The organism is Streptomyces cyslabdanicus (assembly GCF_052663305.1).
Genome location: NZ_JBQRUW010000016.1, coordinates 92,281 through 112,935, shown reverse-complemented (window position 1 = coordinate 112,935; position 20,655 = coordinate 92,281). Strand labels below are relative to the sequence as shown.

21 protein-coding genes and 1 pseudogene are annotated in these 20,655 nt (G+C 71.9%); 17 read left to right on the top strand and 5 right to left on the bottom strand.

All coding sequences use genetic code 11. The features are described from left to right. Window positions 1–171 precede the first annotated feature (171 nt). The 6 genes from ACTYVM_RS10930 (at window position 172) to ACTYVM_RS10905 (ending at window position 4,580) form a co-directional block, all read left to right on the top strand. Window positions 172–1,188 carry a zinc-dependent alcohol dehydrogenase family protein gene (locus ACTYVM_RS10930; protein WP_445525721.1) on the top strand — a complete coding sequence of 339 codons (1,017 nt, stop codon included), beginning with the start codon at window positions 172–174 and terminating at the stop codon, window positions 1,186–1,188. A 16-nt stretch (window positions 1,189–1,204) separates the two neighbouring features. Continuing rightward, a complete protein-coding gene (locus ACTYVM_RS10925) occupies window positions 1,205–1,690 on the top strand; it encodes an MFS transporter (protein WP_445525720.1) in 486 nt (161 codons plus the stop codon). A 43-nt stretch (window positions 1,691–1,733) separates the two neighbouring features. Beyond that, the gene (locus ACTYVM_RS10920; RefSeq protein ID WP_445525719.1) at window positions 1,734–2,501 is read left to right on the top strand and encodes a glucose 1-dehydrogenase; all 768 of its coding nucleotides are present in this window, start codon (window positions 1,734–1,736) and stop codon (window positions 2,499–2,501) included. A 53-nt stretch (window positions 2,502–2,554) separates the two neighbouring features. After that, window positions 2,555–2,878 carry a carboxymuconolactone decarboxylase family protein gene (locus ACTYVM_RS10915; RefSeq protein ID WP_445525718.1) on the top strand — a complete coding sequence of 108 codons (324 nt, stop codon included), beginning with the start codon at window positions 2,555–2,557 and terminating at the stop codon, window positions 2,876–2,878. Window positions 2,879–2,928: 50 nt separating this feature from the next. Next, window positions 2,929–3,339 (top strand): (R)-mandelonitrile lyase, encoded by a 411-nt coding sequence (locus ACTYVM_RS10910; RefSeq protein ID WP_445525717.1) that lies wholly within the window; start codon window positions 2,929–2,931, stop codon window positions 3,337–3,339. Between the two features lie 518 nt (window positions 3,340–3,857). Continuing rightward, complete coding sequence (locus tag ACTYVM_RS10905) at window positions 3,858–4,580, top strand: lysophospholipid acyltransferase family protein (RefSeq protein ID WP_445525716.1); 723 nt, start codon at window positions 3,858–3,860, stop codon at window positions 4,578–4,580. A 90-nt stretch (window positions 4,581–4,670) separates the two neighbouring features. Here the strand turns inward: ACTYVM_RS10905 and ACTYVM_RS10900 are convergent, their stop codons facing one another. From ACTYVM_RS10900 to ACTYVM_RS10890, 3 genes and pseudogenes are all read right to left on the bottom strand, one after another. Beyond that, on the bottom strand, window positions 4,671–6,260 hold the full coding sequence (locus tag ACTYVM_RS10900) for an alpha/beta hydrolase (protein ID WP_445525715.1): 1,590 nt from the start codon (window positions 6,258–6,260) through the stop codon (window positions 4,671–4,673). 332 nt (window positions 6,261–6,592) lie between these two features. Next, a pseudogene (locus ACTYVM_RS10895) lies at window positions 6,593–6,872 on the bottom strand (type II toxin-antitoxin system Phd/YefM family antitoxin). A gap of 31 nt (window positions 6,873–6,903) precedes the next feature. Next, the gene (locus ACTYVM_RS10890) at window positions 6,904–7,263 is read right to left on the bottom strand and encodes an ANTAR domain-containing protein (RefSeq protein ID WP_445525714.1); all 360 of its coding nucleotides are present in this window, start codon (window positions 7,261–7,263) and stop codon (window positions 6,904–6,906) included. On the opposite strand from ACTYVM_RS10890, the gene ACTYVM_RS10885 reads away from it, so the two are divergent. Then, window positions 7,180–7,965: an ATP-dependent Clp protease proteolytic subunit gene (locus ACTYVM_RS10885; RefSeq protein ID WP_445525713.1), complete on the top strand. Its 786-nt coding sequence runs from the start codon at window positions 7,180–7,182 to the stop codon at window positions 7,963–7,965. The genes ACTYVM_RS10890 and ACTYVM_RS10885 overlap by 84 nt on opposite strands. Before the next feature lie 343 nt (window positions 7,966–8,308). Then, entirely contained in the window at window positions 8,309–8,782 is a 474-nt protein-coding gene (locus ACTYVM_RS10880) for a C40 family peptidase (RefSeq protein WP_445525712.1), read from the top strand. Window positions 8,783–8,837: 55 nt separating this feature from the next. Here ACTYVM_RS10880 and ACTYVM_RS10875 read toward each other — a convergent pair whose 3' ends face one another. Beyond that, window positions 8,838–9,293: an ATP-binding protein gene (locus ACTYVM_RS10875; RefSeq protein WP_445525711.1), complete on the bottom strand. Its 456-nt coding sequence runs from the start codon at window positions 9,291–9,293 to the stop codon at window positions 8,838–8,840. 251 nt (window positions 9,294–9,544) lie between these two features. Between ACTYVM_RS10875 and ACTYVM_RS10870 the strand changes: the two genes are divergently transcribed. Then, window positions 9,545–10,405 (top strand): helix-turn-helix domain-containing protein, encoded by an 861-nt coding sequence (locus tag ACTYVM_RS10870; protein WP_445525710.1) that lies wholly within the window; start codon window positions 9,545–9,547, stop codon window positions 10,403–10,405. 34 nt (window positions 10,406–10,439) lie between these two features. Then, window positions 10,440–10,670 (top strand): DUF397 domain-containing protein, encoded by a 231-nt coding sequence (locus ACTYVM_RS10865; RefSeq protein ID WP_445525709.1) that lies wholly within the window; start codon window positions 10,440–10,442, stop codon window positions 10,668–10,670. A gap of 63 nt (window positions 10,671–10,733) precedes the next feature. On the opposite strand, the gene ACTYVM_RS10860 is transcribed toward ACTYVM_RS10865, so the two are convergent. After that, complete coding sequence (locus ACTYVM_RS10860; RefSeq protein WP_445525708.1) at window positions 10,734–11,861, bottom strand: 8-amino-7-oxononanoate synthase; 1,128 nt, start codon at window positions 11,859–11,861, stop codon at window positions 10,734–10,736. Between the two features lie 148 nt (window positions 11,862–12,009). Here ACTYVM_RS10860 and bioB point away from each other — a divergent pair, with 148 nt between their 5' ends. The 7 genes from bioB to ACTYVM_RS10825 all read left to right on the top strand — a co-directional run bounded on the left by bioB (window position 12,010) and on the right by ACTYVM_RS10825 (window position 20,619). Next, window positions 12,010–13,260, top strand: a complete 1,251-nt coding sequence (gene bioB, locus ACTYVM_RS10855) for a biotin synthase BioB (protein WP_445525707.1) — start codon at window positions 12,010–12,012, stop codon at window positions 13,258–13,260. Next, on the top strand, window positions 13,253–14,551 hold the full coding sequence (locus ACTYVM_RS10850) for an adenosylmethionine--8-amino-7-oxononanoate transaminase (protein ID WP_445525706.1): 1,299 nt from the start codon (window positions 13,253–13,255) through the stop codon (window positions 14,549–14,551). Before bioB ends, ACTYVM_RS10850 begins: the two co-directional genes overlap by 8 nt. A gap of 1 nt (window position 14,552) precedes the next feature. Next, the gene (gene bioD, locus ACTYVM_RS10845) at window positions 14,553–15,290 is read left to right on the top strand and encodes a dethiobiotin synthase (protein WP_445525705.1); all 738 of its coding nucleotides are present in this window, start codon (window positions 14,553–14,555) and stop codon (window positions 15,288–15,290) included. A 264-nt stretch (window positions 15,291–15,554) separates the two neighbouring features. Then, a complete protein-coding gene (locus ACTYVM_RS10840; protein WP_445525704.1) occupies window positions 15,555–16,262 on the top strand; it encodes a class I SAM-dependent methyltransferase in 708 nt (235 codons plus the stop codon). Between the two features lie 267 nt (window positions 16,263–16,529). Then, window positions 16,530–17,435, top strand: a complete 906-nt coding sequence (locus ACTYVM_RS10835; RefSeq protein WP_445525703.1) for an ABC transporter ATP-binding protein — start codon at window positions 16,530–16,532, stop codon at window positions 17,433–17,435. Window positions 17,436–17,439: 4 nt separating this feature from the next. Next, window positions 17,440–20,007, top strand: a complete 2,568-nt coding sequence (locus ACTYVM_RS10830) for an ABC transporter permease (protein ID WP_445525702.1) — start codon at window positions 17,440–17,442, stop codon at window positions 20,005–20,007. A gap of 186 nt (window positions 20,008–20,193) precedes the next feature. Further along, window positions 20,194–20,619, top strand: coding sequence for a GNAT family N-acetyltransferase (locus tag ACTYVM_RS10825; protein WP_445525701.1), 426 nt, complete (start codon window positions 20,194–20,196; stop codon window positions 20,617–20,619). Window positions 20,620–20,655 lie beyond the last annotated feature (36 nt).

Sequence of the window (20,655 nt, the reverse complement as noted above, 5' to 3'; positions counted from 1 at the left end):
AGTACACCCCTTGATGGTGCCTCGCTCGGCGTGCCAGAAGCGGGTTACCTGAATGACGTGGTGCTTTTGGCCCGGCCGCGAGCCGGCCCCGGGCACAAGGCCACCTGGCTCTGCACTCGGCGACGGCCAGTACCTCCTGGTACGTCGCCTCGGCACGCGAAGGAATCCCTCATGCGCGGCGCAATGCTCTACGCCCCCGGTGACATCCGCTTCGAGACCCTGGACGACCCGAAGATCCTCGCTCCGACCGACGCGGTCATCCGTACGGCGGTGACCTGCGTGTGCGGGTCGGACCTGTGGCCCTACCGCGGTCTGCAACCGACGGACCAGCCGCACCCGATGGGCCACGAGTACGTCGGCTTCGTCGAGGAGGTCGGAAGGGAGGTCACGGCGGTCAAGCCGGGCCAATTCGTGATCGGCTCGTTCGCCACCTCGGACAACACCTGCGCGAACTGCCGGAACGGCTTCCAGTCGAACTGCCTGCACCGTGAGTTCATGTCGACCTGCCAGGCCGACTACGTCCGCATCCCCCACGCTCAGGGGACTTTGATCGCCACCGACGAGATCCCTGGCGAGGAGTTGTGGCCGGGCCTGCTGGCGGTCTCGGACGTGATGGGCACCGGCTGGTGGGCCGCGGACGCCGCCGAGGTCACGCCCGGTTCCACCGCCGTGGTCGTCGGTGACGGTGCGGTCGGCCTGTGCGCGGTGCTCGCCGCGAAGGAGATGGGTGCGGAGCGGATCATCGCCATGTCGCGGCACGAGTCGCGTCAGAGGCTGGCCCGCGCGTTCGGCGCCACCGACATCGTCACCGAGCGCGGCGACGACGGCGTCGAGCGGATCAGGGAGCTGACCGGCGGGATCGGCGCGGACAGCGTGCTGGAGTGCGTCGGCACGGCTGAGGCCGTGCAGCAGGCTCTGCACTCGGCCCGGCCGGGCGGAAACGTGGGCTTCGTCGGCGTCCCCCACGGCGTCGCCGTCGACGGGCAGGAGCTGTTCTTCTCCCATGTCGGGCTGCGTGGCGGGCCCGCTCCCGTGCGCCGCTACCTGCCCGACCTCATCGACCGCGTCCTGACCGGTGCCATCGCCCCGGGCAAGGTCTTCGACCTCACGCTGCCCCTCCACGAGGTCGCCGAGGGCTACGCGGCGATGGATGAGCGCCGCGCCATCAAGACCCTTCTCAAGCCCTGACCCGCGAGAAGCGCTGATGGCCACCGCACCCCGCCCTGCTCTCCTGCGGCTCTGCCGTCCGATGGCCACGAGGATCCCGGCCGCCGCGGCGACCGCGCCGGTCCCGCTCGCGCTGATCCGGCTGTCCACCACCCCGGCAGCCGCCGTCGTCCTGGGCTTCGTCATGACGCTGACGGGGTTCACGATCAACCCGGTCGTCACCGCCCTCGCGGTCCGCTTTGCCGGTGATGCGCCCACCCTGGCCTCGGCGCTGACCACGTCCGCCTGCAACACCGGCATAGCAACCGGCTCCGCGCTCGCCGGACAGGCCCTCGCCTTCTCCCTCGGCGTGACCGGCCCCGCTCTGGTCGGCGCCGTCTTCGCCGGACCGACTCTGCTGCCGCTGATCGCCCTGGCTGTCTTCGCCAAGCGCGGCACCACCCGCATCGTCGTCCAGGGCGCTCCCGACGCTCGAACCCCGGCACCGCGAGAGACCACTGACGCGGCACCGGCGCGGTCCTGAGCCTGTCCACCCGCCCCGCACCCCATCCACCAGGAGGAACCCCGTGAACCCCACCTACGACTTCGCCGGCCAGGTCGCCTTCGTCACCGGCGCCGGCTCCGGCATGGGCCTGGCCGCCGCCCGAGCTTTCGCGGCCGCCGGCGCCGCCGTCGCCCTCGCCGACATCAACGAGGCCGCGGTGGACAAGGCGGTCAAGAACCTCACCGACGCCGGCCACCAGGCCCTCGCCCTGGTCTGCGACGTCACCGACGAGAGCCAGGTCGCCGCCGCTGTCGACCACACGGTGGAGACCTTCGGCCGCCTCGACATGGCCTACAACAACGCCGGCATCCAGATCCCGCCCACCGACGCCGCCGACGAACCCCTCGACCAGTTCGAGAAGGTCCACGCCGTCAACCTGCAAGGCATCTGGGCCGCGATGAAACACGAACTGCGCCACATGCGCACCCAGGGCAGCGGCGCCATCGTCAACTGCTCCTCCCTCGGCGGCCTGGTCGGCCTCCCCGGCCGCGCCTCCTACCACTCCACCAAGCACGGCGTGATCGGCCTGACCACCAGCGCCGCCCTCGAATACGCCCCGCGCGGCATCCGCATCAACGCCATCTGCCCCGGCACCATCGACACCCCCATGGTCAGCGACATGATCGCCAAGGGAGAACTCGACCGCGACGAAGCCGAAGCAGGCCAGCCCATCGGACGTCTCGGCACCGCCGACGAGATGGCCCAGGCCGTCCTGTGGCTGTGCAGCCCCGGCGCCGGCTTCGTCGTCGGCGTCGCCCTCCCCGTCGACGGCGGGTACACCGCCCAGTAACCGCGCGCATCCCACCCACACCATCAGACCGTTGGAGACCAAGGAGGCACACCGTGCCCAGGCAATCCGCCCCCGAAGAACTCAACACGATCGCACCCAAGCTCGTAGAGGTCACCAACAACGTCCTCTTCGGCGACATCTGGGACCGTCCCGGCCTGTCCCCTCGTGACCGGAGCCTGGTCACCGTGACCACGCTGGCCGCCCTCTACCGCAGCGAGCAGCTCGACCACCACCTCGGCGTCGCCCTGGACAACGGGCTCAGCGTCGAAGAACTGTCCGAAGCCCTCACCCATCTCGCCTTCTACGCCGGATGGCCCAACGCCATGACCGCGATCACCAAGCTCAAGAAGATCGCCGCCGAGCGCGACTCCGCCTGAACCCACCCCACTCACCGCCCAACACCCCAACGTGACAAGGAAGACCAAACATGGAGCACATCACCTCGACCCCCACGGCCAAGGCACCCGCCGAGCGGTTCACCGGCGACGTCTACCTCAACCCCATCGAGACCCCCACCGAGCCCGCCCACCTCGCCTCAGCCCTGGTCCGTTTCACCCCCGGCGCCCGCACCAACTGGCACAGCCACGCCAACGGCCAGACCCTCTACATCACCGACGGCACAGGCCTGGTCGGCACCCGCGACGGCAACGTCGTACGTGTCAGCGCCGGCCACACCATCAAGTGCCCCGCAGGCGAGGAGCACTGGCACGGCGCCACCGACACCACACTCATGGCACACATCGCCATGGTCGTCGGCGACGCCGACGGAGACGGCACCACATGGCTGGAACCCGTCACCAACGAGCAGTACGCCAACGCTGTGAACACCAGCCACTGATCCGCGTGACACCACACAGGTACCTGCACCGCGCCTGAGACAACGCGGCTCCGAAACGGCGTGAGACAACCGTAGGACCACTGGTCAGGACGCGCCCATGCCACGAGCGAAGAGATGGCGACTGCGCACCGTCTCCCCCAGGCCCAGGACGCCTCCTACCGTCACGTCGTACGCCGACGTCAAGCCGTGGACGCCCTGATGTGAGAGGGCGCTCGTGCCTGCAGCGTCTGTGACGCGGCGGCTGTACGGGTCCCGGCCCTCGAACTCGGCAAAGAGGACCAGGCAGGCGCCGCTGCGCGCTCCCGTCCGCCTCGGCGTGAGGCCGCCGTGCCGCCCGGCATGACGCCGGCACCCACATGGCTCATGACGCGTCAGTAAAGTCAGCAAAGGGTCAGCATGACCTCGATCAAACGCGGTTACAGATGACTACAGGCGCACGTGGGCCAACTCCCGGGATCGTGGCCTTGACCTGGGAAAACCCCGGTTTGAAGCGGACCTGGTGGAGTGAAGGGCGAGCCGTGTTCTACTACCTGCTCAAATACGTTCTGCTGGGGCCGCTGCTCAGACTGGTCTTCCGGCCCCGCATCGAAGGGCTGGAGCACGTGCCGGCCTCGGGAGCCGCCATCGTCGCGGGCAACCACCTCTCGTTCTCGGACCACTTCCTGATGCCCGCGATCCTCAAACGGCGGATCACCTTCCTGGCCAAGGCCGAGTACTTCACGGGCCCCGGCATCAAGGGCCGGCTCACCGCGGCCTTCTTCCGCAGCGCGGGCCAGATCCCGGTGGACCGCTCGGGCAAGGAGGCCGGGCAGGCCGCGATCCGGGAGGGGCTCGGGGTGCTGCGCAAGGGCGAGCTGCTCGGCATCTACCCGGAGGGCACCCGGTCGCACGACGGCCGCCTGTACAAGGGCAAGGTCGGCGTCGCGGTCATGGCGCTCAGGGCCGGGGTGCCGGTCGTCCCGTGCGCGATGATCGGCACGTTCGAGGCCCAGCCGCCCGGGAAGACCGTCCCGCGCCCGCACCCGATCGTGATCCGCTTCGGTGAGCCGCTGGACTTCTCCCGCTACGCCGGCCTGGAGAACGAGAAGGCGGTCCTGCGCGCCGTCACCGACGAGATCATGTACGCCGTCCTGTCGCTGTCCGAGCAGGAGTACGTCGACCAGTACGCGGCCGTGGCCAAGGCGGCGCAGGCCGAGGCGAAGGGCGACAGGCGCAGGTTCCCGCGCGCACCGCTCGTCTGACGCGGCCGGTCGCGCCGGGCGTGCGAGAGCCGGGCGTGCGAGAGGGGCGGCCGGGCATCCCGGCCGCCCCTCATCACGCACTGCCCTTCGTTACGGCTTCGGCGTGGCGTGCGGTGCGCAGGTCACGTCCGCCGAGTCGACCTTGCCGGTGAGCAGGTAGGTGTCCACCCGGTCGTTGACGCACGGGTTGGCCAGGCCGGTGACGCCGTGGGAGCCCGCGTCCTTCTCGGTGATGAGACGGGAGCCCGTGAAGCGCTTGTGCAGCTCGACGGCGCCCGCGTACGGGGTGGCGGCGTCCCGCGTGGACTGCACGATCAGCACCGGCGGCAGGCCCTTGCCGGTCTTCACGTTCACCGGGTTCTGCTGCTTGACCGGCCATGTGGCGCACGGCAGGTTCATCCAGGCGTTGGCCCAGGTCATGAACGGGGCGGTCGTGTGGAGCCGCGTGTTGTCCCGGTCCCACGTCTGCCAGTTGGTGGGCCACTTGGCGTCGGTGCACTCGACGGCCGTGTAGACGGCGTTGCCGTTCTCCGAGGAGATGTTGCCCGCGATGTCGGACAGGTCCGGGGCAGCGGCGTCGATCAGCGCCTGGGTGTCACCGGCGACGTACCGGCTGAACACCTTCGCCACCGGCGCCCACGAGGAGTCGTAGTACGGGGCGCTCTGGAAGAAGGAGATCAGCTCGTTCGGGCCGACGACCCCGCCGAGGGGGCTCTTCTTGGCGGTGGCGCGCAGCTTCAGCCACTGCTCCTGGACGGCGTCGCGGGTGGCGCCCAGGTGGTAGGTGGCGTCGTTGGCGGCGACCCAGTCCTGCCAGTCCTTCCAACGGCCCTCGAAGGCGACGTCCTGGTTCAGGTTGGCCTGGTACCAGATGTTCTCGCGGGCCGGGTTGACGACGCTGTCGACGACCATCCGGCGCACGTGGCCCGGGAACATCGTGCCGTAGACGGCGCCGAGGTAGGTGCCGTAGGAGACGCCGAGGAAGTTGAGCTTCTGCTCACCGAGCGCGGCGCGGATGACGTCCAGGTCGCGGACCGTGTTCGCGGTGGTCATCTGCTGGAGCACGGCGCGGCCGGTGCGCTCGTAGCAGCCCTGCGCGTACGCGCGGGCCAGCTTGCGCTGGATGCTCTTGTCGGCCTCCGAGCCGGGCACCGGGTCCAGCCCGGACCCCTGGGCGAACTCCTGCGGGTCCGCGCAGGAGATGGGCGCCGAGTGGCCGACACCGCGCGGGTCGAAGCCGACGAAGTCGTAGGCCTTCGCGACGTTGGCCCAGATGGCGTTGTTGCCGGTGACCCGGGTCGGGAAGCGCAGGCCCGAACCGCCGGGGCCGCCCGGGTTGTAGACGAGGGCGCCCTGGCGCTCCTGCTTCGTGCCGGTGTTGCCGACACGGTCGACGGCCAGCTTGATCTGCTTGCCGTAGGGGTCCGCGTAGTCGAGCGGCACCGAGACGTAACCGCACTGGATGGGCTTGGCCAGCGCCCAGTCGGCGGGACAGTCCCGCCAGTCGATGCCTGCCTTCGCGGCACGCTCCGCGGCGATCGCCGCACCGCGCGTCTCGCGGTCCTGTCCCTGACCGTTGTTCGCGCCGGCCGCGGGCGTCGCCACGGCGCCGGCCATCAGCGTGGCCGTGACCAGGACGCCGGCCGAACCGAGTGTCAGCGCACGGCTCTTGGGTCTCATGCCCCTCAAGTGGAACCTCCCCGTACATCGTTGCGAATCGAGTACGGGGATCCTTGCTGCTGTGTGGTCCCTGAGAACAGGGGGCGTTGACCTTCTTTGCCAATCCGATAAACGGCGCGGCGTGTCCCGCTGAGCGGGGTCCCGGTGGCTCGGCAGGGGCCGGCGAACAGGGCCCAGGGGCTGCCCGAAACTCACCCGGCCGTCGGAGCGAGCCGCCCCGGGGGGTGACGGTGAGGCCGCGTCCCCTGGCGGGCGGGAGTTCAACCGCCCTGCAGCGCGGGGAAGTTCAGGAGTAGTCCGCTCAGCGGACCGGACCTGAGGGAGTGATCCGCTCAGCGGACCTCCGACCCCCTGCGGTCCGCCGTGACGCCGAGGCTTTGCTGCTCACGCGGGGGCGGACGGGACGTCGCGAACCTGCGAGACGGTGCCGGCCACCTGGCCCCCGGCGGGCTCCGCGAGCTGCTCGAGCCGTTCCAGATCGGCGGCGGAGACCAGGGCGACGAGCGGCTTGCCGTGCCGCGTGACGACCACACGCTCACCGCCGTACACCACCCGGTTGATCAGGTCGGCGAACTCAGCCCTGGCTTGCGTCACCGGAATCTCGTGGGCCATACCCCCACCCTACGGCGCGCTCACCTCGCCCTCAGGGCCGTGACCGGCCGCCGGAGAAGTGCGTGGAGCAGCGCTCCAGCGCCCGCTTCATCTGCTCCAGCTCCATATCGGGCAGAGCGCCGCCCTGGGCGAACTTCAGCACGTGCTCGGCCACCGTGCGCAGCTTGGTGTTGGACCGCTGGGAGACCTCCCGCAGGACCTGCCAGGCGTCCTCGGGCGGGATCTGCCCGAAGGCCACCACGACGCCGATCGCCTGGTCGATGACGGCATGGGAGGTCAGGGCCCGCTGGAGCTGATCGATCTCCTGATGCAGCCGCTCGTGCTCCAGCACCGGATCGGTGGCGGAGAGCGGCGGCAGGGGGTGCCGCTCGGACATCGCGAAGAACACCATGGCCAGTCCCCTGGATCGACAAGGCCCGTGCTTCCAGCTTCACCCAGGAGGACGCCGCGCACGACCCGGGACCGCCCCGCCTCCTGTGGAGAAGCCCTCCGCGGCAAACGTACATCCTGTACATTTTTTACAAAGTACGCTCCGACGGAGCAGCGCCTGCCTCACAGAGGGGTGCGTCATGCCGGCCGTCCACGACACGATGCGGTACGTGCGCGCGACGTGGAGACGGTCCGTCCGGGCCAGGCCGTCGCGTCCGCGGCGGTGCTGCTGCCGGCCGCGCGCACCCCGGGCAAGCGGTACGCGCTGCCCTGCGCCCGCGCGGTCCTGCGGCAGCCGTCGCCGCCCGAGCCGGTCGAGGGCCGGGCGTCCGCCCGAGCTGTCGCCCCTGCCTACGCCGACCCGCGCCGAGGCAGAGCCGATCGACCGTCGTCCGACGGAAAGCCCGCGCACGGCACGCTTCACCCTGCCCCCGGACTGCGGAAGTTGACGTCGTCCACCCTCGCGGACACGGCGGGCGGAGAAGGCTGCCCGTCGGACACGCGGCGCGGAATGGCCCCGAATGACCGACCGCCTTTCGGTGTAGGTTCCGCTCCCTTTCCTGGACCGCTCCAGTTGCGCACCACGCCTCCACGGTCGGCGGAACGAGGCGCTCCGGTGCTGGTCCGGAGGTCGTCACGGGAGGGGCCGGCGGCTCGATCGTGAGGGCGTCCACCCGAACGGGTGCGTGGTGAGTAACAACACAAACACTCGGATTCATTGGGGTTTTCGGACATCCGTAGGTGAAGATCCCTGTCTGACGACAAGCCCCCGCCACCACGGCGGGGCGATCCGGGCGGACGCCGAGTCCTGCCGCCGCCCGGATGACCGGTCGACGGGAAGTGGATCGGCAGGAGTGGAGGACCCAAGCACGACGGGTCGCCGGAACGGTCACACCATGACCGGACCGAGCAGCCCTTGGGGTGAAGCCGCGGCAACGCGGCCGGGCAACTTCGCCAGCCCGAATCCGACAGGTCATCCTTCACAGGCGGCTGACGAAGGGTTGCGCATGACTGCGCTCAATCGTGTCCCGTCGTTGATGGCCCGGGCCGGCACGGCCTCGGCCCTGACCCTGGCCGCCGTGGGCGGCTCGATCGTGGTACCGGGTGTGGCCTCCGAGGCCGCGGCCGCGACGACCGCGAGCAAGGCGCTGCAGATCGCGGCGTCCAAGAAGGGTTCGCCCTACCAGTGGGGCGCCACGGGGCCGCGGAGGTTCGACTGCTCGGGGCTCACTCTGTACTCGTTCAAGAGGGTGGGCAAGAAGCTGCCCCGCACGGCCGCGGAGCAGTACAACAAGAGCCGGCACATCAACGCGAGCAGCCGCCGAGCCGGGGACCTCGTGTTCTTCCACTCGGGCTCCTACGTGTACCACGTGGGCATCTACGCCGGCGGCGGCAGGATCTGGCACGCCCCGAAGACCGGGGACGTCGTCAAGCTCCAGAAGATCTGGACGAGGAGCGTCTGGTACGGCCGGATCAGCTGACCCGGCCGTCGTGCGGGGTGTGACGGCGACGCCTCGGTGACGTCACCGCACGGTCCTACGGTTCCTGGCCCGCGGCCGTCACAGGACGGGCGGGGGCCGTCCACGGAAGTTCGATGCAGACCGTCTTGCCGCCCTCCCGCGTCGGCCTCACCGTCATTCTGCCACCGCACTCGGCGGTGAGCCACCGGATGATCACCATGCCCCGGCCGTTGTCCTGCTGGACGGCGGCCGGCAGGCGTTTCGGGAACCGGGGGTGGCTGTCGGTGACCCCGATGCGCAGCTGTTCGTCACGCACGAGGACGAGGTCCACCGTGAAGGTGGGCGACTGCCCGAACGTGTGCTGTACGGCGTTGGTGGCGAGTTCGGAGACGATGAGCCGGACCGTCTCGGCGGTGTCCGCGGCCGGCGGCAGACCCCACTCCGCGAGGGTGTCCGCCACATAGGCGCGGGCCGCACAGACCGAGGCGGGATCGCTCGGCAGAGTGACGGATGCTTCCAGATGGTCTGCCATGGCGACGTCGTCCCTTTCCCACGGGACCGGAGTCCGACACTGGGCGGATGGATTCGAGTACGGTCCCGCACTGGTGCTTCGCCGTCAGACTGCCATCAGCACTCCGGTCTCGGTGGCGATCCACCGAGATATGCATATATCTGTCGCTCGATGCGGTGAACTCTGCGACGGAAGACCGTATGTGAAGCGGGTCGCGTGGAGCCTCCAGAGGGAGCGGCGTGGAGCGTCCAGAGGGAGCGAGGGAGTAGCCCATGCAGCACGGTCCCGCGGTGCGCCGCCGGAAACTGGGCGCAGAACTGCGCGCGCTGCGCACCGGCGCGGGCCTCACCAGCGGTGAGGCGGCCCGCCTGGTCGGCTGGCACCAGTCGAAGGTCAGCCGGATCGAGACAGGCACCAGCGGGGTGAAACCGGCCGACGTGCGCTCGCTCCTGGACGCGTACGCGGTCCACGACTCCCAGCTGCGCAAGTTGCTCCTGGTCCTCGCGGGGCTGGACGACGGCGGCGGCCGGCACCACTGGTGGCACGCCTACCGCGGTGTACTGCCTCCGACCTACCGGGACTTCATCAGCCTGGAGTCGCAGGCGAGCGGGATGCGCACCCTGGAGACCTCGGTCGTCCCCGGACTGCTCCAGACACCCGAGTACGCCCGCGCGGTCACCCGGGCCGCCGTGGACGGGCTCGACAAGGACCGGCTGGACGCGCTGGTGGAGGTGCGGCTGGCCCGCCAGGACGTGCTGCGCGCGCGACCACCGCTGGAACTGGACGCGGTGCTGGACGAGGCGGTGCTGCGCCGGGAAGTGGGCGGGCCCGAGGTCATGAGGCGGCAGCTGGAGCGGCTGACGGAGGCGGCCCTGCTGCCCCAGGTACGGCTCCAGGTGTTGCCGTTCGCCGCCGGCGCGCACATCGGCATCACCGGGCCTTTCGTCATCTTCTCGTTTTCGAACACCTCCGATCTGAACGTAGTGGTTCTCGACCACTTGACGAGTAGCTTCCATCTCGAGCGGAAAGAAGACCTAGAGGCCTACAGCGAGGCCTTCGACACCCTGCGGATCCACGCCCTCTCCCCCGAGGACTCGTTGGACTTCATCGCCGGGATACGCCAGGAACCCTGACGGCGCACAACCGCGTACCGCGTAAGGAGGCACCATGTCCGCCCTGCCTCGGCACGTACCTTCCAGCACCTGTCTGCACGGCGTGTGCTGGCTGCGCAGCAGCTACAGCACGGGAGCCAACAACTGCGTCGAGACAGCCCGGCCCGCCACAGGACCGTGGGCCGGGCTGCTCGCCGTGCGCGACTCCAAGACCCCGGCCGGGCCCGCGCTGCTCTTCTCCCCCGTGAGCTGGGCCGGCTTCACGGCCGCGGCGCACCGCGTCTGACGCACAGTCCGGTCATATCCACCCATATCCACACCTGGTGTCGCGCGGCCGTGTCACGCCGACTCATGGTCGCGTCCCACCGATCACCCGTACAGCGCGTTCGATCTGCGCCCCGGAGAGGTCCGCGCGGGCGGTCAGCCTCAGCCGTGAAACGCCGTCGGGCACGGAAGGAGGACGGAAACAGCCCACGGCCACCCCGGCCGCCCGGCAGTCGGCCGCCCACCGCACCGCCTGCTCCGGGGACGGCGCGCGCACCGAGACCACCGCGGCGTCCGGGCGTACCGCCTCCAGGCCCGCGGCGGTCAGGCGTGCGTGGAGTCCGGCCGCCACCGCACGCGCGCGTGCCGCACGCTCGGGCTCGCGGCGCAGCAGTCGAAGCGCCGCCAGGGCGGCCCCCGCGGCGGCGGGGGCGAGGCCGGTGTCGAAGATGAACGTCCGGGCCGCGTTGACCAGGTGGTCGATCACCCGCGCGGGCCCGAGGACGACTCCGCCCTGGCTGCCGAGCGACTTCGACAGCGTGGCCGTGACGACCACGTCGTCGGCGCCCGCCAGTCCGGCCGCGTGCGCGGCGCCGCGGCCGCCGTCGCCCAGGACGCCCAGTCCGTGGGCGTCGTCGGCGACGAGGCCCGCGCCGCGCTCCCGGCAGACCGCGGCGAACTCCGCCAGCGGGGCCGCGTCGCCGTCGACCGAGAACACCGTGTCCGACACGAACACGGCCGGGCCCTCGTGCGTGCCGAGCGCCTTGCGCACCGCGTCCGGGTCGGCGTGCGCGGCGACCTGGGTCGTGCCGCGGGCCAGCCGGCAGCCGTCGATGAGCGAGGCGTGGTTGCCCGCGTCGGAGACGACGAGCGAGCCGTGCGGCGCGAGCGCGGTGACCGCGGCCAGGTTCGCGGCGTATCCGGAAGCGAAGACCAGCGCCGCCTCGAAGCCGCAGAAACCCGCCAGCTCGCGCTCCAGTTCGGCATGGAGTTCGGTGGTGCCGGTGACCAGCCGGGAGCCGGTCGAACCGCCGCCCCAGGTACGCGCCGCGGCCGCGGCCCCCTCGGTCACCTCCGGGTGGCGGGCCAGCCCCAGGTAGTCGTTGCCCGCGAGGTCGAGCAACGGCGATTCGGCGGGGCGCGGCCGCAGGGTCCGTACGAGTCCGGCCCGGCGGCGCGCTTGCGCCTGCTCGTCGATCCAGCCGAACGCCATGGGTCCTCCGGGGCATTTGTAGGCAGTGGACAGACCCTAGCGGCAGGGCAGGGCGCCCATGATGTGGCAATACCCACATGTCGACGGGGCCGTCCTTGTGCGGAGTCTCCTTGGCCCCGGGCCGGACCGTAGGACAGGATCAGCTCTCATGGACCTGCTGAACACGCTGGTGGACAAGGGGCTTCGGCGCGAGTCGCCGACCCGTGGGGAAGCTCTGGCCGTGCTGGCCACCTCGGACGACGACCTGCTCGACGTGGTGGCCGCGGCCGGGAGGGTGCGCCGCCACTGGTTCGGCCGGCGGGTGAAACTCAACTATCTCGTCAACCTCAAGTCGGGCCTGTGCCCCGAGGACTGCTCCTACTGCTCCCAGCGGCTCGGCTCGAAGGCCGACATCCTCAAGTACACCTGGCTCAAGCCCGACGAGGCCTCCGAGGCCGCGGCGGCCGGGCTGGCGGGCGGCGCGAAGCGGGTCTGCCTGGTGGCCAGCGGGCGCGGTCCGACCGACCGTGACGTGGACCGGGTCTCCGACACCATCAAGGCGATCAAGGAGCAGAACGAGGGCGTCGAGGTGTGTGCCTGCCTCGGTCTGCTCTCCGACGGCCAGGCCGAACGGCTGCGCGAGGCGGGGGCCGACGCCTACAACCACAACCTCAACACCTCCGAGGCGACGTACGGCGACATCACCACCACCCACACCTACGCCGACCGGGTGGACACGGTGCACAAGGCGCACGCGGCCGGCCTTTCCGCCTGCTCCGGGCTCATCGCCGGGATGGGCGAGAGCGACGAGGACCTGGTCGACGTGGTCTTCTCGCTGCGCGAGCTGGACCCGGACTCCGTTCCGGTGAACTTCCTGATCCCGTTCGAGGGCACACCGCTCGCCAAGGAGTGGAACCTGACCCCGCAGCGCTGCCTGCGGATCCTGGCGATGGTCCGGTTCGTCTGCCCGGACGTGGAGGTGCGGATCGCGGGCGGCCGCGAGGTGCACCTGCGCACCATGCAGCCCCTCGCGCTGCACCTGGCCAACTCGATCTTCCTCGGCGACTACCTGACCAGCGAGGGCCAGGCGGGCAGGGCCGACCTGGAGATGATCGCGGACGCCGGGTTCGAGGTGGAGGGCACCGGCCAGGTGACGCTGCCCGAGCACCGGGTGACGGCCGGGGACGGGTGCGGGGCGCACGACGACACGGGGTGCGGGTCCCACGAGGGCGCGGGCTGCGGTACGCACGAGGGGCCGGGGTGCGGGGTGCACCAGGGCGGCGGGGTCTGCGGTTCCGCCGCGGCACCGGCGGCTCGGCCGGAGGCCGCACCGGCCGCCGAGGCCGGCCAGGAGCCGCGTCCTGACCTGGTCGCCGTACGCCGCCGGGGCGCCGGAACGGACCTCGCGCCCAATGCCTGAACCGCGCACCGCGCCCGGCCCGGACGTGCCCGAGCTGCTGGAGCTCGACCGGCGGCACGTGTGGCACCCGTACGGGCCCATGCCCGGCCGCCACGAACCGCTCGTCGTCGAGTCGGCGAGCGGGGTCCGGCTGAGGCTCGCGGACGGCTCGGGCGAGCTGGTCGACGGCATGTCGTCGTGGTGGGCCGCGATCCACGGCTACAACCACCCGGTGCTGAACGAGGCCGCGCAGGAGCAGCTGGCGCGGATGAGCCACGTGATGTTCGGCGGGCTCACGCACGAGCCCGCCGTCCGGCTCGCGAAGCTTCTTGTCGACATGTCACCGGACGGTCTGGAGCATGTGTTCCTCGCCGACTCCGGTTCGGTGTCGGTCGAGGTCGCGGTCAAGATGTGCCTCCAGTACTGGCGCTCGCTCGGCCGCCCGGAGAAGCGACGGCTGCTGACCTGGCGGGGCGGCTACCACGGGGACACCTGGCAGCCGATGTCCGTGTGCGACCCCGAGGGCGGGATGCACGAGCTGTGGGCCGGCGTGCTGCCGCGTCAGGTCTTCGCCGACGCGCCGCCCGAGGGGTACGAGGAGGCGTACGCCGACCACCTGCGGGAGACGGTCGAACGGCACGTCGGCGAACTGGCCGCCGTGATCGTCGAGCCCGTGGTGCAGGGGGCGGGCGGGATGCGCTTCCACTCCCCCGCCTATCTGCGGGTGCTGCGCGAGGTGTGCGACGCGCACGACGTGCTCCTGGTGTTCGACGAGATCGCGACCGGGTTCGGGCGCACCGGTGCCCTGTTCGCGGCGGAGCACGCCGCCGTGACGCCGGACGTGATGTGCGTGGGCAAGGCGCTGACCGGCGGCTATCTGACGATGGCGGCGACGCTGTGCACCGCGCGGGTGGCCGAGGGGATCTCGCGCGGCGAGGTGCCGGTGCTCGCGCACGGCCCGACCTTCATGGGCAACCCGCTGGCGGCGGCCGTGGCCTGCGCGTCGATCGGGCTGCTGCTCGGCCAGGACTGGCAGGCGGAGGTCAAGCGGATCGAGGCGGGGCTGCGGGACGGGCTGGCTCCGGCCGCGGACCTGCCGGGTGTACGGGACGTACGGGTCCTGGGCGCCATCGGGGTCGTCCAGCTCGACCACGCGGTGGACATGGCGGCGGCCACCCGGGCGGCCGTGCGGGAGGGCGTGTGGCTGCGGCCGTTCCGCGACCTGGTGTACACGATGCCGCCGTACGTCACCGGTGACGTGGACGTGGCACGGATCGCGCGCGCGGTGTGCGCGGCGGCGCGGGAGGGCTGAGATGCCGGTACTGGTGATCATGGGAGGGGGCAAGGGGGGGGGAAAGAGGGTGGCGACGGCGGCAGTCACCGCGGCGGCCTTCGCGGCCGGTCGGTCGGTGGCCGTGCTGAAGCCCGCGCAGACCGGTGTGGGGCCGGGCGAGCGCGGGGACGCCGACGAGGTCGCCCGGCTGGCCGGTGCGGTGACGGCGCGCGAACTCGCCCGCTATCCGGAGCCGTTGGCGCCCGCGACGGCGGCCCTGCGGGCCGGGCTGGCTCCGGTGCGCCCGCACGAGGTGGCCGAGGCCGCCGCCAAGTTGGCCACCGAGCACGACCTGGTGCTGGTGGAGGGCGCGGGCGGGCTGCTCGTCCGCTTCGACGCGGACGGCGGCACGCTGGCCGACGCGGCGAAGCTGCTGGGTGCCCCGGTACTGGTCGTGGCCACGGCGGGCCTGGGCACGCTGAACACGACCGAGCTGACGGCCCGTGAACTGCGCTCCCGCGACCTGGACCTCCTCGGCGTGGTGATCGGCAGCTGGCCCGCCGGGCCCGACCTCGCCTGCCGCTGCAACGTCACCGACCTCACCGCAGCGGCCGGCGCCCCCCTGCTCGGCGCCCTCCCCGAAGCCGCGGGCGCCCTGTCCCCGACCGCCTTCCGCTCCATGGCTCCCACCTGGCTGGCCGCCCGCCTGAACGGCACCTGGAACGCGGAGGAGTTCACCACCCGGGAGGCCCCCACACCGTTCGCGCCGCGCACCTGACAGGACCGGCACCCGAGCACACGGGGGCGACGGATGTACGGGCCCGTCCCGGACACGCGGGACGGCAGGGCGCCGGCCCGGCCCCGTCGGCCCCGTGCGGGCAGGTCCGTCGGACCGCCTCGGACGAGCAGGCGGACAGTGCCGCGGAGATTCCGCGCCGGACCCGAGACACGTGCGGGCGGAGTCGGGCACCGGCATCGGTGGGCGTGCGGTGGGTAGGCGTGGGGAAACTCACCGTAGGCCCGTCGTGGTCGGGAGGGTGCCATGGTGTTGCGGTCCACCGGTTCCGGGAGGGCGGCGCGGGATGCCGTCCGTCATCCGGTGTTCGCCCGTTACTACGCGCGTGCCAGCGTGGCCGCGGAGACCAGCATGGGTCTGGCCGCGGTGCGCCGGCGGCTGCTGGCCGGACTGTCCGGGCGGGTGATCGAGATCGGCGCGGGCAACGGACTGAACTTCGCGCGCTACCCGGGCTCCGTCGCGGAGGTCGTCGCCGTCGAACCGGAGCGGCTGCTGCGGCAGCTGGCGCTCGAGGCCGCCCGGCGTGCCGAGGTCCCGGTCGACGTGGTGCCGGGCTGCGCGGAGGCGCTGCCGGTGAAGAGCGAGGCGTTCGACGCGGTGGTGCTCGCGCAGGTGCTGTGCAGCGTGCGCGACGTGCCGCGCGCGCTCGCCGAGGCGCGGCGGGTGCTGAAGCCCGGCGGGGAGGTGCGGTTCTTCGAGCACGGCAGGGGCGGCGGCCGGGCGATGGCCGTGACCCAGCGCGCCCTGGACCGCACGGTGTGGCCACTGCTGAGCGGCGGCTGCCATCTGGCCCGCGATCCGGTCTCCGCCCTGCGCGACGCGGGGTTCGAGCTCGGCCCCTACCGGCGGATGCTGGTTCCGGAGCAGGGACCGGTCCTGCCCTCGTCGCACTGCGTGCTGGGCACCGCCTGGCGACCGGCCTCCACCAGCGTCGGCAATCGGCCGACCACCTGATCAGCCAATCAGACGATCACGCGATCGGGTGCACGGGCGAGCACGCGCGCCGCCGCCGCACCCGCCGCCGCACAGGGACGGGCTCAGGCACGGCGTGACGCGTGCGCGCCCCTTACACCCGTACCGGGGACCCGGCCTCTGGGCCAAGACCGCTGCTCGGCCCAACGGAGGATACCGGCTGTGGGCCCGATCACATTAGGCTCGTCCGGGGACAAACCTGTCATGAGCCAGGACGTAACGGGTCGAAGGACCCCCAAGGAGGCCCCCGTGTCCACACCTGCTGCGTCGCCGGGCCAGGCGCCGGCCGACGGGATCGCGGCCCGCGCCCGCGGACTGACCAAGGCCTACGGATCGGGCGAGACCACCGTGCTCGCGCTGGACTCGGTGGACGTCGACATCGCACGCGGCCGCTTCACCACGGTCATGGGCCCCTCCGGCTCCGGGAAGTCCACACTGATGCACTGCCTGGCCGGGCTCGACACCGTCTCGGGCGGCCGGGTCTGGGTCGGCGACACCGAGATCACCGGCCTGAAGGACCGCGAGCTGACCCGGTTGCGCCGGGACCGGATCGGCTTCATGTTCCAGTCGTTCAACCTCATCCCCACTCTCAACGCGCTGGAGAACATCACCCTGCCGATGGACATCGCGGGCCGCGGGCCCGACGAGAAGTGGCTGGACGAGGTCATCGACGCGCTGGGGCTGCGCAACCGGCTGGGGCACCGGCCGTCCCAGCTGTCCGGCGGCCAGCAGCAGCGCGTGGCCTGCGCGCGGGCCCTGGCCTCCCGGCCGGAGCTGATCTTCGCCGACGAGCCCACCGGCAATCTCGACTCACGCGCCGGTCTGGAGGTGCTCGGCTTCCTGCGCGACGCCGTCGACAGCCTCGGGCAGACCGTCGTCATGGTGACCCACGACCCGAACGCCGCCGCCCACTCCGACCTGGTGCTGTACCTCGCGGACGGCCGGATCGTGGACGCGATGGAGCACCCGACCGCGGAGGCCGTCCTGGAGCGCATGCGCCTGTTCGCCGGAGGAGCCGCCCACGCCCCCGGCCGCACTCCCGACCGGACCCCCGACCGGGCCCCCGGCCAAACCCCCGGACTCACCACCGCCGGCCTCGACGACGTGGTCCACCACCGGCTCGACGGGGACGGCCTCGCCGTCGAGGAGGCCTGACCCGGTGCTCAAGGCGACACTGCGCAGCTTCCTGGCCCACAGGGGGCGGCTGCTGCTCTCGGGCCTGGCCGTCATCCTGTCCGTGGCCTTCGTCACGGGCAGCCTGATCTTCTCCGACACCGTCGCGCGCACCTTCAACCGGCTCTTCGCCTCCACCGCCGCCGATGTGACGGTGGCGCCGAGGCAGGAGCTGCAGTCCGCCCTGCCCACCGGCGTCGTGCAGAGCGTGCCGGCGTCCCTCGCCCAGCGGCTGGCCGGGGTCGACGGCGTCGCGGCGACGCACGTGGACGTGGCCGTCCAGAACACGATGGTCGTCAACAGCCGCAACGAACCGGTCGGCCCCACCACGGGCGCCCCGACCATCGTCTCCAACTGGCAGGTCACCGACCGCAGCCCGGTGCGGCTGGCCTCCGGCCACGCCCCGCACGGTGACGGCGAGGCCCTGCTGGACACCGACACCGCCCGGCACGACGACGTGCGGATCGGCGATGTGCTCGCGGTCCAGGCGCAGTCCGGCTCGTTCCGCGTCCGGATCGTCGGCATGGCCGCGTTCACCACCACCAACCCGGGCGCGGCCAGGCTCTTCCTGGACACCCCCACCGCCCAGACCAGGCTGCTCGGCTCCACCGACCGCGCGACGAGCATCTCGGTCGACGCGGCCAAGGGAGTCACCGACGCCCAGCTCAAGCAGCGCGTCGGCCGGGTCGTCGGGGCCTCCGGATACGACCTGAGGACCGCCGGTGAGCAGGCCAAGTCCGCCGCCTCACGGCTCGGCGGATTCGTCAAGGTCATCAAGTACGTCATGCTCGGATTCGCCGGGATCGCGGTCCTCGTCGGCATCTTCCTGATCGTCAACACCTTCTCCATGCTGATCGCCCAGCGCACCCGCGAACTGGGCCTGCTGCGGGCCCTGGGAGCCGACCGGAGGCAGGTTCGGCGCTCGGTGCTGACCGAGGCGGTGCTGCTCGGCGTGGTCGGCTCCACCGTGGGGCTCGCGGCCGGGATCGGCCTGGCGGCCGGGCTGCTCCGGCTGATGAGCGACTTCGGCACGAACATGACGACCACGCAGATGGTCGTCAGGTGGAGCACGCCCGTCGCCGCGTACGTCGTGGGCATCGGCGTCACCTTCCTGGCGGCCTACCTCCCGGCCCGCCGCGCAGCGACCGTCTCGCCCATGGCGGCGCTGTCCGACGCCGAGGTGGCCGGAGTGGGGCGGCCCCTGCGGGTGCGCGCGCTGGCGGGCGCGGGCGTGGGGGCGGCCGGCGCGGCCGCGCTCGCGGGCTGCGCCGCCGCGCACCGGACCGCGACCGCCGCCTCCCTGCTGGGCGTGGGCATCGTTCTCACCCTGGTCGCCACCGTGGTCGCGGGGCCGCTGCTGGTGCGCCCGCTGATCCGGGTGCTGGGTGGGGTCTTCCCGGCCCTGTTCGGGTCCATCGGGCGGATGAGCCAGCGCAACGCGCTGCGCAACCCGCGCCGGACCGGTGCCACCGCGGCCGCCCTGATGGTGGGCCTGGCCCTGGTCGGCGGGCTGTCCGTGGCCAGCGCCTCCATGACCCGCTCCCTGGACCGCCAGATCGACCGGGTGCTGGGCGCCGACTACATGGTGCAGAACCGCAACTTCCTGCCGTTCTCCGCACAGGTCACGGACGCGGTGCACGCCACCCGGGGCGTCGGCACCGTCGTACGGCAGCGGCTGGCGGCGGTCGCCCTGCGGATGCCGGACGGCAAACGCGTCGAGACCACCGCCTCCGGATACGACCCACGGCTCGACTCGGTCGCCCACATCAAGTACGTCCACGGCGACACGGCGGCGGCCCTTGCCGACGGGCACATCGCCATGGACGCCCGCTTCGCCGGGAAGCACGGGGTGCGCGCCGGAAGCGTGCTGCCCGTCGAGTTCCAGGGCGGACGGCAGGCCCGGCTGACCGTGGCGGCGCTCACCAACCAGGACGCGGCCGAGGGGTTCGGCATCGAGGGCGGCGTGTACTTCGGCATGGGGACCCTGGAGAAATACGTGCCGGGCACCCCGGACGCGGTCCTGTACGTGAACGCCGCGCCCGGCAGCGGCGCCGGGCAGTTGCGCTCCCACCTGGAGAAGGCCCTGACTCCGTATCCCAATGTGGAGGTGCGCGACCAGGCGGACTACAAGAAGCTGGTCCACGACCAGATCGCGGTCCTGCTCTACCTGGTGTACGCGCTGCTGGGCCTGGCGATCGTCATCGCGGTCCTGGGCGTGGTCAACACCCTCGCCCTGTCGGTGGTGGAGCGCACCCGGGAGATCGGCCTGCTGCGGGCCATCGGGCTGGCCCGCCGCCAACTGCGGCGGATGATCCGGCTGGAGTCGGTGGTGATCGCGGTCTTCGGCGCGGTACTGGGGCTGGCGCTGGGCCTGGTGTGGGGTCTGTGCACCCAGCGGGTACTGGCCCTCCAGGGCATGAAGGCACTGGCCATCCCCTGGAGCACGATCGTGGCCGTGGTGGTCGGCGCGGCCCTCGTGGGCGTCGTGGCCGCCCTGCTGCCCGCGCTGCGCGCCTCCCGCATGAACGTGCTGGCGGCGATCGCACACGAGTGACGCGATCGCGGCGGTGCGCGGGATGACCGCATCGCCGCCGTGCGCGACGGGGAGCGAGCCGCGTCGGTGCGCGAGGGGGGAAGAGTCCCGGCGGTGCACGAGGGGGACCGCGCATCGCGGCGGTGCGCGGCGGTCCGGATGGTGGAATTGCGCCTGGTGGGCAACGGTGCGTGATGTGATCATCACATGAGCGATCTGCGCATACGCGCCGCGACCACCGACGACCTCGACACCGTGCTGGCCTTCTGGACGGCCGCGGCTGAGGGCACGAGCATCAGCGACGACCGGGACGGCATGGCCCGCCTGCTCGCCCGCGACCCGGAGGCCCTGCTGCTGGCCGAACAGGACGGCGAACTGGCCGGCACGGTCATCGCGGGATTCGACGGCTGGCGCTGCCACCTGTACCGGCTGGCCGTGCACCCGGATCGGCGGCGCCGGGGAATCGGCTCGGCGCTGCTGGCGGCCGCCGAGGAGCGGTTCGTGCGCCTCGGCGGGCGGCGCGGGGACGCCATGGTGCTCACCCGCAACGAGGCCGCGCACCACGCCTGGCGGGCGGCGGGCTACGCCCCGGAGGAGCGCTGGCGGCGCTGGGTGAAGCCGCTGACAGACTGACCGACGACCTTTCTTTGCTCTTCCTTTACCCTTGGA

Excerpts from the sequence above, each read along its gene's own strand:
- ACTYVM_RS10860 (WP_445525708.1), bottom strand. The coding sequence starts at position 11,861 with ATGGCGTTCGGCTGGATCGACGAGCAGGCGCAAGCGCGCCGCCGGGCC.
- ACTYVM_RS10880 (WP_445525712.1), top strand. The coding sequence starts at position 8,309 with ATGACTGCGCTCAATCGTGTCCCGTCGTTGATGGCCCGGGCCGGCACG.
- ACTYVM_RS10890 (WP_445525714.1), bottom strand. The coding sequence starts at position 7,263 with ATGGTGTTCTTCGCGATGTCCGAGCGGCACCCCCTGCCGCCGCTCTCC.
- ACTYVM_RS10875 (WP_445525711.1), bottom strand. The coding sequence starts at position 9,293 with ATGGCAGACCATCTGGAAGCATCCGTCACTCTGCCGAGCGATCCCGCC.
- ACTYVM_RS10930 (WP_445525721.1), top strand. The coding sequence starts at position 172 with ATGCGCGGCGCAATGCTCTACGCCCCCGGTGACATCCGCTTCGAGACC.
- ACTYVM_RS10885 (WP_445525713.1), top strand. The coding sequence starts at position 7,180 with ATGCAGCCGCTCGTGCTCCAGCACCGGATCGGTGGCGGAGAGCGGCGG.
- bioD (WP_445525705.1), top strand. The coding sequence starts at position 14,553 with ATGCCGGTACTGGTGATCATGGGAGGGGGCAAGGGGGGGGGAAAGAGG.
- ACTYVM_RS10910 (WP_445525717.1), top strand. The coding sequence starts at position 2,929 with ATGGAGCACATCACCTCGACCCCCACGGCCAAGGCACCCGCCGAGCGG.
- bioB (WP_445525707.1), top strand. The coding sequence starts at position 12,010 with ATGGACCTGCTGAACACGCTGGTGGACAAGGGGCTTCGGCGCGAGTCG.
- ACTYVM_RS10825 (WP_445525701.1), top strand. The coding sequence starts at position 20,194 with ATGAGCGATCTGCGCATACGCGCCGCGACCACCGACGACCTCGACACC.
- ACTYVM_RS10870 (WP_445525710.1), top strand. The coding sequence starts at position 9,545 with ATGCAGCACGGTCCCGCGGTGCGCCGCCGGAAACTGGGCGCAGAACTG.
- ACTYVM_RS10900 (WP_445525715.1), bottom strand. The coding sequence starts at position 6,260 with ATGAGACCCAAGAGCCGTGCGCTGACACTCGGTTCGGCCGGCGTCCTG.
- ACTYVM_RS10850 (WP_445525706.1), top strand. The coding sequence starts at position 13,253 with ATGCCTGAACCGCGCACCGCGCCCGGCCCGGACGTGCCCGAGCTGCTG.
- ACTYVM_RS10925 (WP_445525720.1), top strand. The coding sequence starts at position 1,205 with ATGGCCACCGCACCCCGCCCTGCTCTCCTGCGGCTCTGCCGTCCGATG.
- ACTYVM_RS10865 (WP_445525709.1), top strand. The coding sequence starts at position 10,440 with ATGTCCGCCCTGCCTCGGCACGTACCTTCCAGCACCTGTCTGCACGGC.
- ACTYVM_RS10840 (WP_445525704.1), top strand. The coding sequence starts at position 15,555 with ATGGTGTTGCGGTCCACCGGTTCCGGGAGGGCGGCGCGGGATGCCGTC.